General features: G+C 35.6%; 13 protein-coding genes and 3 pseudogenes. All 16 read right to left on the reverse strand.

The genetic code is table 11. The features are described 5' to 3' along the window. Positions 1-14: 14 nt before the first annotated feature. Positions 15-821: a TspO/MBR family protein gene (locus BCR24_RS12005; RefSeq protein WP_069640762.1), complete on the reverse strand. Its 807-nt coding sequence runs from the start codon at positions 819-821 to the stop codon at positions 15-17. A 15-nt stretch (positions 822-836) separates the two neighbouring features. Continuing rightward, a pseudogene (locus BCR24_RS12010) lies at positions 837-1586 on the reverse strand (DUF1295 domain-containing protein); the annotation flags it as partial. Continuing rightward, positions 1550-2427, reverse strand: a pseudogene (locus BCR24_RS17155) (DegV family protein). The pseudogenes BCR24_RS17155 and BCR24_RS12010, both read right to left, overlap by 37 nt. Further along, entirely contained in the window at positions 2345-2791 is a 447-nt protein-coding gene (locus BCR24_RS17160) for a DAK2 domain-containing protein (RefSeq protein WP_069640764.1), read from the reverse strand. Before BCR24_RS17160 ends, BCR24_RS17155 begins: the two are co-directional and overlap by 83 nt. Positions 2792-2798: 7 nt before the next feature. Then, positions 2799-3202, reverse strand: a pseudogene (locus tag BCR24_RS16535) (DUF2177 family protein). 183 nt (positions 3203-3385) lie between these two features. Further along, positions 3386-5467: a glycine--tRNA ligase subunit beta gene (gene glyS / locus BCR24_RS12025; RefSeq protein WP_069640765.1), complete on the reverse strand. Its 2082-nt coding sequence runs from the start codon at positions 5465-5467 to the stop codon at positions 3386-3388. 1 nt (position 5468) lies between these two features. Beyond that, the gene (gene glyQ / locus BCR24_RS12030) at positions 5469-6377 is read right to left on the reverse strand and encodes a glycine--tRNA ligase subunit alpha (RefSeq protein WP_069640766.1); all 909 of its coding nucleotides are present in this window, start codon (positions 6375-6377) and stop codon (positions 5469-5471) included. 334 nt (positions 6378-6711) lie between these two features. Further along, a complete protein-coding gene (recO, locus tag BCR24_RS12035; protein WP_069640767.1) occupies positions 6712-7521 on the reverse strand; it encodes a DNA repair protein RecO in 810 nt (269 codons plus the stop codon). 94 nt (positions 7522-7615) lie between these two features. Continuing rightward, positions 7616-8518 carry a GTPase Era gene (gene era / locus BCR24_RS12040; protein WP_069640768.1) on the reverse strand — a complete coding sequence of 301 codons (903 nt, stop codon included), beginning with the start codon at positions 8516-8518 and terminating at the stop codon, positions 7616-7618. 12 nt (positions 8519-8530) lie between these two features. Continuing rightward, the gene (locus BCR24_RS12045) at positions 8531-8932 is read right to left on the reverse strand and encodes a diacylglycerol kinase family protein (RefSeq protein WP_204638592.1); all 402 of its coding nucleotides are present in this window, start codon (positions 8930-8932) and stop codon (positions 8531-8533) included. After that, positions 8916-9392, reverse strand: coding sequence for an rRNA maturation RNase YbeY (gene ybeY, locus BCR24_RS12050; RefSeq protein WP_069640770.1), 477 nt, complete (start codon positions 9390-9392; stop codon positions 8916-8918). Before ybeY ends, BCR24_RS12045 begins: the two co-directional genes overlap by 17 nt. Further along, positions 9392-11590, reverse strand: a complete 2199-nt coding sequence (locus tag BCR24_RS12055) for an HD family phosphohydrolase (RefSeq protein ID WP_069640771.1) — start codon at positions 11588-11590, stop codon at positions 9392-9394. Before BCR24_RS12055 ends, ybeY begins: the two co-directional genes overlap by 1 nt. A gap of 32 nt (positions 11591-11622) precedes the next feature. Next, positions 11623-12531, reverse strand: a complete 909-nt coding sequence (locus BCR24_RS12060) for a PhoH family protein (protein WP_379896859.1) — start codon at positions 12529-12531, stop codon at positions 11623-11625. A 218-nt stretch (positions 12532-12749) separates the two neighbouring features. Then, complete coding sequence (locus tag BCR24_RS12065) at positions 12750-13199, reverse strand: GatB/YqeY domain-containing protein (protein WP_069640773.1); 450 nt, start codon at positions 13197-13199, stop codon at positions 12750-12752. Positions 13200-13224: 25 nt separating this feature from the next. Continuing rightward, complete coding sequence (gene rpsU / locus BCR24_RS12070) at positions 13225-13401, reverse strand: 30S ribosomal protein S21 (RefSeq protein WP_002356740.1); 177 nt, start codon at positions 13399-13401, stop codon at positions 13225-13227. A 207-nt stretch (positions 13402-13608) separates the two neighbouring features. Further along, complete coding sequence (locus BCR24_RS12075; protein WP_069640774.1) at positions 13609-14037, reverse strand: Fur family transcriptional regulator; 429 nt, start codon at positions 14035-14037, stop codon at positions 13609-13611. Positions 14038-14056 lie beyond the last annotated feature (19 nt).

Genomic DNA, 14056 nt, shown 5'->3' on the forward strand with positions numbered 1-14056 from the left:
AGCAGAAACATATATCAGATAACATTCTTTTGTTTTTTTATTTCTTGCACTACTTCGTACAAACAAACAACTACTATGATCACCAAACTGATAATAACTGTTGTGATGATCATTGGGTATTTACTATTCCAGCCATCTGCTGCCTGATGTTTTAGCAAAATACCATAATAAGCCCACAGAGTTGCTAAGCCATAAGCTATATTATGATTACGAAGGATTGTTGTACTAATAATGACTAATCCGACAAGTAAAATAATGACTGTCCACAACACTTGATTATTTTGAAAAAGCGGTATTTCTTTATCAACTAAAAAGGCTGTGATATTTGCAATTGTTGCAATGGTGATCCAGCCAAAATAAATACCAAACGGCACTCTTACACAAATAAAACCAATTACTTTGAAAGACATTTTAGCCAATAAATGATTGATGTAAATCAATACACCCAAAAGTCCTAACATAATGATAACTGACAAGTCAATTTGAAGATACTGCCACGCAAATAGCCAAAGACTATTTAATATGGAAGAAAGAATAAATGTCAGTCTTAACGTTTTACGGTTTTTTTGATCTGAAAAAAATGAGCCAGCAGCTGGTTTTAACCATTGATACACCACAAAAGCACCTAAGAATAAGTAAATGACTGACCAAATTGCAAAGGTTAATCCTGCTGGTGCAAATAAGTTCGGATATGTGTCTGATACTTCTTGCGTTGTTAAGCCATTCAATGGTAATAAAACAGCCGCTGCATTTGTACCCAGCATAATAATATAGCTGAGTGTAACCAACCATTTTGCAATACTAGAATCTTCTTTGTTCATTTTCTATTCCTCCTTTTATAAACCTTTTTTTTCAATAAATGGAACAAACTTTGGTGTTTTACTTGCATAGTCAATAAAATCAGGACGGTTCTTGTACTTTTTCTCTAATAACGGAACCCCTGATACAAACAACAGTAACAATGTGATTGTAATTGGTCCAATAATTCCCCACAAATTACGCAATTCATTCAGGCTTATAAGAAAAATGCCCCACCAACTAAATGCTTCACCAAAATAATTTGGATGTCTCGTGACAGACCACACACCTGTCGTTAAAAATTTGCCTTGATTTCGATGATCTTTTTTAAACTGTGTCAACTCATAATCGCCAATCGTTTCAAAACCAAAACCAATGAACCAAACTATAACTCCTATACTATTCCACCAATAAAAATTTGTAGCTGAACTAGTCATTGTAAAAAGAATCGGCATTGAAACAACAAGTAAAAGAACCCCTTGTAGCACAAATACATTTAGATAGGCTTTTAGCCTTGCAAAATGTTTGCCCCAACGCTTTCTCATATTTACATATCGAAAATCCTCTGGTTTGCCAATATTTCGTTTCGCTAAATGTAAAAATAAACGGATACCCCAGATTGCTACTAAAACTAAAATAATCATACTTGTTAAAGTCTTGTCAGGCATCAGTAAATACCCTGTTATAGCTACGATAACAAAACCCAGGCCCCATGCTAAATCGACTATAGAGTTGTTGTGAAGATACTGTGCTAAAAAAAATAGTGTCGTAAAATAAGTAAAAACAACTCATTGGCATTCATTACTAGTAGACCTTGTGCAGCAAAATTTTGCTTAGAATCAATCACCTCTACCTTTGTATTTTTTGAAGAGATTTTTCTAGCAACTTCTTTGACCATTTGAAAAGTACCACTTAGTTTTTGAGCTACTGTAATCGCTAAAATCGACTCGTATTTTGTTTCTAAAAAAGAAAAAGATTCTCTACTGTTTTCATTGTTGGCTGAGAACTCGTTGCTCTTACTCCTTGTTTTTTGTTCATTTCAAAAAACTGACTACTTTGAATCGTTATTTTATCAATGTAGCTTGTATCCCCAAGTAAGATATTCATCGGTAAGACATGAATTTGATTGTCCAATAAATAATCAGCTGGCAAGTCTGCAACTGAATCTGTAACTAAAGCGATAGAAGCTTTTTTATGTTGATTGACTTGATATTGTAACAACATATCATCTGCTTTTTGCTGAATAGGTTGCCCAATCTGGCTTAAATAATTTAATACTTGATCAGGTTCATTGGAATGGATATGGATTCTAGCTTTCTCACGATTGACAGCAACAATGAGTGAATCACCATACACACTTAATCCTTTTTGTATTTCTTGTTTTGTTTGAGTAACATTCTCTAATAACACTTCTGTACAAAATCTATAAGCAGGTTCTGAGTTATATATGTGTTCTGTTTTAGAAATGCTTATATTTATTGCATCATTTGAACCTATTGTTGATTGAGGAACTGTCGTATGATCGACAAAAGCACTAGTAAATCCTTCAATAAAAAGATAAAATCCTTTTGCTCCAGCATCCACTACTTGATTTTTTTGTAGAATTTTTAATTGCCTGATAGGCTTCATTAACAGCTGATTTTACACTTTTTATGAAACTGCGAACAGAATTTTTCTCCTCTAAAAGCAATAGATGATTATAAATCCCATTAAAATACTGCGCAAAAATAATGCCAGAATTTCCTTGAGCACCTAATAAAGAGGCTTCAGCAATTTTTTCAAAAACATCCGTCATCGAAGTTGAACGCGCTTTTGTTTCTTCAATGATCGTTTGCATCAAAGAAGCTAAATTGCTTCCAGTATCTCCATCTGATACTGGATAAACATTGATTTGGTTTAATTCTTGCTTTCCATTTGTCAACTGGATCGCACCTTGATGTACCGCAAACAACAACTTATCGTAATCAATCATCTGCTCCTTATTCGCTTGCATAAAGCACTTACCTCCAATTAAAAGTTTGTGCTATAAAAAAGGTGATCCCACTTGTAGCAGCAGTCACGAATGCTCCCCAGACTAGGTCAATACTTGTGATTAAATATGGCAATCTTTGATTGTTGCAAGATTCGTTAAATCGTAGGTGCCATAACATAATAGCCCTAAAAAAGCGCCCGCCGACAACGCATATGACAAACTATTTTTTTCAAGTGCGGGATAAACAATGAAAAAGAGTATCCCAATAAGATACAAAATTTAGAACAGGGCTGCTGGAATTAGTTTTGTTTGACCTAACAAACCACCTAAATGCTCTTGATACATTTTTTTGGCAATCAAAAGTAACCAAGCAAAATCAAGTACTAACAAAGAAACTGCTGCAATGCTAAATAATTTCAAATAATTAATCATAGTATTCCCTCCAACTAAAAATATGGTACGATTACCTTATCAATCGATAAGGTGATCGTACCATGATTTAAAGAATGATGAAAAGATCTTGCTTGAGGTTTATTTAGACTACTATCTTCTGAGTATGAAAAAGGGCGAGTTCGCTACTTCTAACCGTGGAACTCCCCCTTCCCCTTTTTTTTATTATTTTACAATCAACAGATCAAGACTTGCTAATGATAAAGCCATTTTAGCAATTCGATTGAGTTCTTTCAAACGATTCACCTTTATCTGTTCATCTTCGACCATCACCATCGTCTCTTCGAAATATCGTTCAATCAATGGACGTAACTCGACTAACGCTTGATAATTTTCTGACATTGTATTTTCAGTAAATTTTGCTTCAATTTCATTAACTGCCTGATGTAAAGCTTGCTCAACCTCATTTTCAAATAATGATGTATCAACAAGATTATCTTGGTTTACTAGCTCACGACCCTTTTTAGCTAAGTTGATCACTCGTGTCAAGGCTTCCATCGAAGGTCTAAAATCGTCATCCAACAGATGATTTTTCAGAATCGTCGCAGAAGAGAATAATTTTGCCAAATCTTTTTGCTCAGAAGAAATGACAGCATCAATTACATCATGACGTACATTTTTGGTCATTAATAATTGACGTAATCGTGCTTTTACAAAATCTATTACCTCCTCTTGTCCGCTAGTCAATTGAATCCCGTATTTTTGATTGTCTGCATTAACTGCTGCATCAATGTCCATTTGTAGCTGCACTAATGGGAACTGCCATCCTTTATTTTCGATGATTCTAATTACGCCATAGGTTTGACGACGTAGTGCATATGGGTCATTCGAACCGCTAGGAATCATACCTACTGCAAAAAATGCAAAGACGCTATCTAATTTATCAGCTAATGCCAATACCGATCCAATTACAGAAATCGGAAGCTCACCGTCACTTGATACTGGTAAATAATGTTCACGAATCGCTTGTGCTACAGCAGGCTTTTCTCCTTGCAGCAATGCATACGTTTCCCCCATGATGCCTTGTAATTCTGGAAATTCACCAACCATATTTGTAACTAAATCAAATTTATAAATTTCAGAAGCACGTGCTAAATCAGTCAATTCACTTTCTGATAAACCAACTTCTTTTCCAATAATTTGTCCAATGATTCCTACACGTTGCATTTTTTCATAAATAGTTCCGATTTTTTCGTGAAAAGTAACTTGTTTCAGTTTTTCAACACATTCATCAATCGTTAATTTTTTATCTTCACTGTAGAAAAATTCCGCATCTTCTAAACGGGCAATTAAAACTTTTTCATTGCCTTTAATGACATTTTCAATGTGAACACTGTCTCCATTTCTTACAGAGATAAAATAAGGAAGCAATAGTCCTTGATCATTTCGAACCTCAAAATAGCGTTGATGTTCCTTCATCGAAGAGACTAATACTTCATCTGGAACAGACAGATATTTCTCATCAAATGCACCGACAAACGCGGTTGGATATTCCACTAAGTTATTGACTTCTTCTAACAAATTAGCATCCAAATCTAGTTTCCAATTATTCTTTCCTGCCAGTTGATTGGCTTGATCGATGATCATTGTTTTTCTTTCGTTTGGATCAACAATCACAAATTGTTCTTTCAATTTTTCTTCGTATTCTTTTGAATGGTTCAAAACCACATCATCACCTAAGAAGCGATGACCGCGAGTGCTTTTACCTGTTTTCACATCTAAAATAGAAAACGGAATGACTTCCTCATCAAGTAAAGCAACGATCCAATGAATGGGACGTATATATTCAAAATCATAATCAGCCCAATGCATGGTAACTGGAAAAGTTAAACTTGTAATTACATCTTTTAATCCAGCTAATACATCAATCGTTTTTTGCCCTTGATTGTGTTTTGTTACATAAACATATTCGACCCCATTCAATTCTTTAAACGAGATTGCATCCGTCGTTAATCCTTGACCTCTAACAAATCCCTCAGCTGCTTTACTCCAATTTCCTTCAGCATCTTGTGCAATTTTTTTTGCAGGTCCTTTGACTTCTTCTTGAGTATCTGCCTGTTGGTCTGGTAATTGTGTCACACGAATCGCTAGACGACGTGGTGTCGAAAAGCTTTGGACTGTTTCATAGCTTAAATTATTTTCATCTAAAAATGCGATTACTTTATTTTCTAATTGTAAACGACTTGGGCTGACAATATGGGCTGGCATTTCTTCCAATCCAATTTCAAGTAATAGGTCTTTTGCCATGTTAGTTTGCCTCCTCAGTAGTTTGATTTTCTTTGTTTAGTAGTGGGAATCCAAGTTTTTCACGTTCTACTACGAAAATTTTAGCGACAGCTTTCGCCAAATTTCTGATACGCGCTAAATATCCAGCACGTTCTGTTACAGATACCGCACCACGTGCATCCAATAAATTAAAGGTATGACTACATTTCAAAATATAGTCATAAGCTGGATGTACCAAATTTTCGTCAATACAGCGCTTCGCTTCTTTTTCAAATTTATCAAAATTTTCCAGTAACATTTCTTGATTGCTTATTTCAAACGAGTATTTAGAATGCTCGTATTCAGGTTGATTAAAAATCTCTCCATATTTGACCCCATGCGTCCATTCTAAATCATATACACTTTCAACTTCTTGAATATAAGAAGCTAGTCTCTCGATCCCATAAGTGATTTCTGACGTCACAGGATAACAAGCTAGACCACCAACTTGTTGGAAATACGTAAATTGGGTGATTTCCATCCCATCAAGCCAGACTTCCCATCCCAGACCAGCACAGCCCATAGAAGGATTTTCCCAGTTGTCTTCAACAAAACGAATATCATGAGCTAATGGATCAATGCCTAATAACACCAAACTCTCCAAGTATAATTCCTGAATATTTTCAGGAGAAGGTTTCATAACCACTTGGAATTGATGATGTTGATACAACCGATTTGGGTTTTCGCCGTAGCGGCCGTCTGCTGGACGTCTTGAAGGTTCTACATAAGCTGCATTCCAGGGTTCAGGTCCGATAGCTCGTAAAAAAGTGTACGGGCTCATTGTTCCTGCTCCTTTTTCTGTGTCATAAGATTGCATTAGCATGCAACCATTTGATGACCAGAATTTTTGTAATGTTAAAATCATTTCTTGTACAGTAAGTTTCTTTTCCATTGTGATCCTCCTTATGTTAAAAGCGCAATGTTTTTTTAAAACAAAAAAGTCCCTATGTCTCTAAGAGACATAGGGACGAATAATCGCGGTTCCACCCTACTTCCGATATCAACTATCGGCAGCTTCGTTCAATCATACTCAAAAGCGCCTTTCAAAAGTTGCTTGTATCTGGCTCTCACTATTCCAGACTCGCTCTGACTGCCTCACTTTTTACTCTTCTTTTTCAACGTATTTATTTAATTCTTCTTTATGATAATCTTTGCAGCGTAAGTTGTCAAATCTTTTTCAGTTATTTTAGTGATCTAGAAGTTTTATTTGTTACTATCTCATTATTTCAAGTTAAATTATTGTCTTCAATTTCAGATTTTTTCTCTCTAATTGGTAATTTCAATGTATCTTCCCAACTTTTCATCTGGTCAATAAATTTTTTGCTCTTCAGCTGAATTCCAACATATTCATCGTATAATTCATCAATTGTTTTTCTAATAGCCGCTTTGGTCTCTGATTTAACATTGATATCTTGCACTTTATCATAGGAGACAGATGAGAAAAGTCGAATAAAATGAATAGCTCTAGGATCAGCATGGTATCGGTGATCATCAAGTGACCAATGACGTTCACACAACACACCACTATATTTTGACGAATAATCAAATTTCCCCTGCGTTTGTTGGCAAACACTACAATGTCTCCACTCGGGAGAAATGCCAAAACGACTTAGCAATTGGATTTCAAAAATATTGGTAACAATCTCTGCATCTTTATTCTCATTTAATAATTTGAGTGCTTGTTGTACAAATTGGTACAAATTAGGATCGTACGTTCGATCTTCAATTGCCGCATCAACTAAATTTAAAATATACGTCGCATATGCATTTATAAAGATATCCTCTTGAATGATTCTCAGTGGATAGACCTCTTTACTTCCATTCAAAAAAGATAACCCATCTTCCCTAAAATCACCGATGTAAACCGCTTCAGTAAAGGGTAAAATGGCGGAACTAATTGGATTGTTTTTGCGATGAGCTCCTTTGACAAAAAACATTAGTTTACCAAAAGATTCAGTAAAAATCTTGACAAGTTTATCTTTTTCCTTGTAGTCTTTCGTAAATAAAATAATTCCTTTTGTTTCTCCTAAGGCCATAGGCTCACCTCCTTGATGTTTACTTTTAGTTTACCAGAGATGGAAATAAAAGAACAATTCTACAATGATGCAGAATTGTTCCTTACTAACTCATTTAATAATCATCTTTACGATAGCCAAAATCCTGTAAATGAACTTTTTTATCACGCCAATCTTTTTGAACTTTTACCCAAAGCTCTAAATAGACTTTGTCATCTAATAAATGCTCAATGTCTTGTCTTGCTTTCGTACCGATCATTTTAAGCATCTTTCCGCCTTTTCCAATGATGATTCCTTTTTGACTGTCGCGTTCAACTATGATCGTTGCTTGAATATGCACTTTGTCATTTTCATTGCGCTTCATTGAATCAACCACTACCGCAACAGAATGAGGGATCTCATCACGTGTAAGCAATAATACTTTTTCACGAACTAATTCAGAAACAATAAAATACTCAGGGTGATCTGTTACTTGATCATCTGGGAAATATTGCGGACCTTCTGGCATTTGATCAACCAACACATCCATCAAACGATCTACATTGTTTCCTTCAGTCGCTGAAATTGGTACAACCTCAGCAAACTCCATCTGACTAGCATAATCTTCGATAATTCCCAAAAGTTGATCTGGATGAACGGTATCTATTTTGTTGATCACTAAGTAGACTGGACTATTCATTGTTTTTAAACGTTCGATAATGAAATCGTCTCCCTTACCTCTTTTTTGATCAGCACTAATCATAAATAATGTCGCATCGACTTCACGTAATGCGCTGTATGCCGTTTCCACCATAAAATCTCCTAGACGATGTTTTGGTTTATGAATACCAGGTGTATCAATAAACACAATTTGCGCCTGTGGTACAGTATAAATCCCTTGGATTTTATTCCTTGTTGTTTGTGCTTTATCACTCATGATCGCAATCTTTTGTCCGACGATACGGTTTAATAATGTAGATTTCCCTACATTCGGTCTGCCTACGATTGCTACAAATCCGGATTTATGTTCTTCTGTCATCGTGTCTCTCCTCTATAAAAAATCTTGTAGTATTTGCCAAATTTTTGGAACAAACAGTAGCAAGCCAACAACGACAGCAAATCCTGTCGTTAAAAGTACTGCGCCGGCCGCCATATCTTTGACTTTTTTACCTATCGGATGAAAATGAAAATCTGTTACCATATCGACAACATTTTCAAATACTGTATTAATGATCTCCATGACTAATACCAGAAAAATCGCCAAGAGTAACCATAACCATTCCCAAGTAGCCAAATGGAAAACAAAGCCAATAATCACAGCGACTATCCCCATAACAACATGCGTCCGCATATTGTGTTCCTCTTTAAACACCGTCTTGATCCCTTGTATAGCGAATTCCAATGATGCTACGAAGTGCTTGTTTTTTTCAGTCCGTTTATCTTTTGAGTCCATAGGCATCTAAAATCTCTTTCTGTAATCCAAACATTTCCTTCTCATCTTCAGGTTCCATATGATCGTAACCGTTTAAATGTAAAAATCCATGTACCGCTAAAAAACCAAGCTCACGCTCAAAAGAATGCCCGTATTCTTGAGCTTGCTCTGCCGCCCGTTCAGTAGAAATCATGATATCTCCAAGATTTCGTGGGAAGGCCGCATCTTCATCTTCAAAAATAATCGGCACCTCATCCTCCCCTTCTTCTTCCAAAGCAAAACTAATGACATCTGTAGGGACATCTTTTCCGCGATACTCTTTATTTATCACTTGAATACCTGAATTGTCCATAAAAGTCACAGACATTTCAGTATCATCTGATATTTTCAAATGACTCGCTGCAAACTGCAGCAAGTTTTCTACTTCTTCTAAATTATCCTGCGATAGGTTATTTGTTTCATCAATGAATGAAATATCCATTAGTCATCTCTCTTTTCTTGTTCATCTTTCATTTCTTCAGCTTCTGATTTCATTTTTGGATACTTGATTCTTGAATGGAACGTACTGCACAATCCATTGATAAGTGACTTTTCAATAATCCGAATCTCTTTCATTGTTAAACCACAATCGTCCAATTGACCATCAGAAATCCGATCTTGGATCACATTATGAACAAATTCATGAATTTTTTCGTTTGTAGGATTATCCATTGCTCGGACAGCTGCTTCACATGTATCAGCAATACTGACAATTCCAGCTTCTCTTGTTTGAGGTTTTGGTCCTGGATAGCGAAAATCACTCTCTGAGATATCCGAGTTTCGTTCCTTAGCTTTAACGTAGAAAAACTTCATTAAAGTCGTACCATGATGTTGACGACAAATATCGATCACCACTTCAGGCATATGATAGTCTTCTAAAATTTTAGCTCCATCTATTACATGACCAAAAATAATTTGTTTGCTATCTTCTGGCAACAAGAAATTATGTGGATTCTCCGCACCAGCTGGTAAATTCTCAACAAAGAAATTGGCATGTTTAATTTTGCCGATATCGTGATAGTAACAGGCAACTCGTGTTAATAATGAGCGTCCACCGATTTCAGCTACTGCATTTGCACTTAAACTCGCTACCATCATACTATGATGGTAGGTTCCAGGCGCTTCTTCAAGTAATTGCTTCAAAAGTGGATGATTGGGATTACTCAATTCATTGAGAATAATCACACTGTCATCTGTTACGAGCAATTCTATATAAGGATGCAGTCCCATTGTTGCTAGGAAAGACAATATCGTTCCCGCTAACGCACAAATCATCATTGTCCATGATTTACCATCAAAAAAGTTCATGCCTTGATAAATCATTAAAACAAAGTCCAAACTCACTGGGAAGATGATCACCCAAAAAACAGCAATCAAACCTTGTTCACCAATCCGTGTTCGTTTCACAACTGTTGCTAGTAGACCAGAAAACATATAACTCACGAGAATGATCGTCAACGAGTTCGTTCCTATCGAATTATAAAAAACGAAAAGCGAAAAAATCACTTGGAAGACCGCTGCCAGAACTCCTGCTCTTCTACTGACAAAGTAATTTAAAACAAGCGGTGTAAATGCTGCTGGGAAGAACAACGAGATATACAGCATTTGTTCGCTCTGGAAAATTTGGAAAAACTTCATTAAAACCACACTTAACGACATGGCAACTACATAAAATAAAACAAAGTGTCTACGTCTGCCCTCTTCGGTTACTTGCTTAGTAAAAAACAATAAGACGAAAATTTGTAATACGATAGCTAGAGCTAAAGCAACCATTGGAAATAAGGATGTACTCTGATTTGTCATTCCTAATAATTCAAGTTTTTCCATTGCTTTGCTATCAATTTGTGTGCCTTCCCGAACAATGATTTCACCTTGATAGATCATTGACGGAGGTACAGCATCCATTGCATTTTGGCGCATTTCTTTGGTTTTTTTATCATTGGCAAAATCGTTAGCCACAATTCCTTCATTGACAATATAGCGAATTTCTTGTTGCATCGTGCTAGTAACATCTAAAAATTGAATTTTTTCGATTGCATTTTGGCGAATCGAATCCAAATCAGCTTCCCGAACATGATCTTTCATCTTTTCATCGACGATTTTTAAGCTCTCTGTCTTCACTTGCTGAATTTGATTAGCATCTAAAGAAAATATATTTTGATAGAAAACATTGGGAAATTTTTGATAAAAAGAAACCTCATCTTGATCCAATGATTCGAATTGAGCTTTTAAATTGGCTACTCTTTCTTCGATTGTTGGTTTAGGGATTGTTTCATCTTTTTTGGCTTTGGCTTTTTTTTCTTCATACTCTTTATCTGTTTTTTCGTTTGCAGTGGTAATCAATTTAAATAATTTTTCAATTCTTTTATGTTGAATGTCTGCCGTGTCTTCTTGATAAATGTATTCAGGTGTGACCGCTTCAGCGGCTAGCTTTTTCTTTTGTGCTGTTTCGTAAGTATTTTCAATATTTTTATTTGCTCGAATCGTATTTTCAGCAAGTTGCCCTTCCTTGATTTCGACTCTTTTTTGGTGAACACTGCCAAACATGATCACAAATAAAAAACAAGAGAAAACGAGTAAAAGTATCGGAATATAAGCTTTCCCTAACCTATCGCGTAATTTTAATAATGAGTATTTCAACGGAATTTTCACTCCTTTCCGCAAATCTAAGACTATTGTTGATTTTCTTTTTCGTAAGCTCGAATAATTTGAGCCACTACTGGATGTCTTACCACATCACTAGCATCAAAATGAACAAAAGCAATTTTGTCGATCGACTGCAACGTTCTTTCGGCATGAATTAAGCCACTCGCTACACCCTTAGGTAAATCGACTTGACTTGTATCACCATTGACAATCATCCTTGAGTTAAAACCTAATCTGGTCAAAAACATCTTCATCTGAGCAACCGTTGTATTTTGTGCTTCATCTAAAATGACAAATGCATCGTCTAATGTTCGTCCCCGCATATAGGCTAATGGAGCAATTTCGATCACACCACGTTCCATCAATCGATTTGTATGTTCCATACCAAAAACTTGGTACAATGCATCGTAAACAGGACGTAAATACGGATCAACCTTCTCTTTAAAATCACCAGGTAAAAAGCCTAGACTTTCACCTGCTTCAACAGCTGGACGAGTCAAAATAATTTTTTGAACTTCGCCTTTTTTTAATGCAGAAACAGCCATAACAACTGCTAAAAATGTTTTACCGGTTCCCGCAGGGCCGATTCCAAAAATAATATCACGTTTTCGAACCGCATCGATATATCTTTTTTGACCGATATTTTTAATCCGAATTGCTCTGCCGTGATGATCCTTAAGAATTTCTTCTTCATACATCACAATAAAGGCATCCAAATCATTACTTTTCGCCATTTTCAAAGCTGACACAACATCTGGCGTACTAATTTTGATGCCTCGTTTAATCAACACCTGTAATGTACGTAAAACAGAAGCCACCAATTGTACTTCGTTTTCTTCACCTAACAATTGGATTGTTTCACCACGTGTGTTGATTGTGACCGCTGTATTTTCTTCTAAATATTTTATATGTTTATCGTGGTTTCCTAAAAGCATACTCACATCATCAGAATCATTTAGTTTTAATTCCAAAGATATTGGCTGATTTTCTGTCAAAAAATGCCCATCTCCTTTATTTTTTCATTCTTTATAATCATACCATATTATTTATTTATTAAAAAGAGAGTGGATTAAAACAACTATTTCTATCTCAACTTCTCAGGCTGTTATTTAGACAAAAAAACCAACGGAAATCCGTTGGTTTTTTCCTTTGACTAATTCTCTTGTAGTAATTCTTTTGCAATTGCATTGACTTGATTGCCGTCTGCTTTACCTTTTACTTTAGGCATTACAACACCCATTACTTTACCAAATTCATTTGGTGAAGTTGCTCCAGTCTGATCAATTGCCGTCTGAACAATCTGACGAATTTCTTCTTCTGAAAGTTGTTTTGGCATATATTTTTCAACAATTGCGATTTCGATTTTTACTTTGTCAGCAAGATCGTCACGTCCCGCTTTTTCAAACTCTGACAAAGAGTCTCTACGCTGTTTCATCTCACGAGATAAAACTGTTAACTCTTCTTCTCCGTCCAAATCACGGCCAGCTTTAATCTGCTCATTTTGAATGGCTGCCTTCAGCATACGAAGAACGGATAAAGTCTCTTTATCTTTGGCCTTCATTGCTACCTTGATATCGTCATTCAATGTTATTAGTAATGACATACAACCAGCTCCAATTCATCGAAAACTAGAATTTTTTACGTTTTCTAGCTGCTTCAGATTTTTTCTTACGCTTTACACTTGGTTTTTCGTAGAATTCACGTTTACGAGATTCTTGTAAAGTACCCGCTTTTGAAACGGAACGTTTGAAGCGACGAAGAGCATCGTCAAGAGATTCGTTTTTACGAACGACAGTTTTTGACATGTTAATTCCCTCCCTCCGAGCTTAAAAAGTAACCGTTTTTTATATTTATGAGTTATTCAACATAAATAAAATACCGTTCTTTTTACATTATATCGAATGGTTATTTTAACGTCAACCATTGTATTGAAAAAATGCATAAAAAAGTGCCAAAATGAGTAAAGTTTTACACACATTTGTAATATTCATGATTTTTTCTGAAAAAAAGGATCATTTACACTCTTCACAACGACCAAAAATCTCAAATCGATGGCCTTCTATTTCACATCCGCTTAATTGTTCTTTAAAAAAATCCATCGGACACATGTGGATTTCTTTTGTTTTTCCACAAACCGTACAAATAAAATGATGATGATGTCCCACTTCTTGACAGCAATGAAAACGAAACTTTTTTTCCCCATTCAAATCAGTGGTTTCTAACAGGTCTAAATTTTCAAAATCATGTAAATTTCGGTAGATCGTATCGTAGCTGACCCCTTGATATTCTTGATTCATGAATTCATATACTTCTCGCGCTGAAATATATCGGTTTCTTCTAATTAGATATGTAATCATTGCTTCTCTTTTTTTTGTGTATTTTAAGCCATGTTCCTTCATCACACTCAGTGATTGCTCTACTTTAGAGTTTGATTGTGCCATTTTATAGCCTCCACCCTTC

The organism is Enterococcus ureilyticus (assembly GCF_001730315.1).
GTDB lineage: Bacteria > Bacillota > Bacilli > Lactobacillales > Enterococcaceae > Enterococcus_L > Enterococcus_L ureilyticus.

Coding starts and splice junctions, on each gene's coding strand:
- BCR24_RS12005 (WP_069640762.1), bottom strand. CDS start 821: ATGAACAAAGAAGATTCTAGTATTGCAAAATGGTTGGTTACACTCAGC.
- BCR24_RS17160 (WP_069640764.1), bottom strand. CDS start 2,791: ATGCAAGCGAATAAGGAGCAGATGATTGATTACGATAAGTTGTTGTTT.
- glyS (WP_069640765.1), bottom strand. CDS start 5,467: ATGGCAAAAGACCTATTACTTGAAATTGGATTGGAAGAAATGCCAGCC.
- glyQ (WP_069640766.1), bottom strand. CDS start 6,377: ATGGAAAAGAAACTTACTGTACAAGAAATGATTTTAACATTACAAAAA.
- recO (WP_069640767.1), bottom strand. CDS start 7,521: ATGGCCTTAGGAGAAACAAAAGGAATTATTTTATTTACGAAAGACTAC.
- era (WP_069640768.1), bottom strand. CDS start 8,518: ATGACAGAAGAACATAAATCCGGATTTGTAGCAATCGTAGGCAGACCG.
- BCR24_RS12045 (WP_204638592.1), bottom strand. CDS start 8,932: ATGGACTCAAAAGATAAACGGACTGAAAAAAACAAGCACTTCGTAGCA.
- ybeY (WP_069640770.1), bottom strand. CDS start 9,392: ATGGATATTTCATTCATTGATGAAACAAATAACCTATCGCAGGATAAT.
- BCR24_RS12060 (WP_379896859.1), bottom strand. CDS start 12,531: ATGCTTTTAGGAAACCACGATAAACATATAAAATATTTAGAAGAAAAT.
- BCR24_RS12065 (WP_069640773.1), bottom strand. CDS start 13,199: ATGTCATTACTAATAACATTGAATGACGATATCAAGGTAGCAATGAAG.
- rpsU (WP_002356740.1), bottom strand. CDS start 13,401: ATGTCAAAAACTGTCGTTCGTAAAAACGAATCTCTTGACGATGCTCTT.
- BCR24_RS12075 (WP_069640774.1), bottom strand. CDS start 14,037: ATGGCACAATCAAACTCTAAAGTAGAGCAATCACTGAGTGTGATGAAG.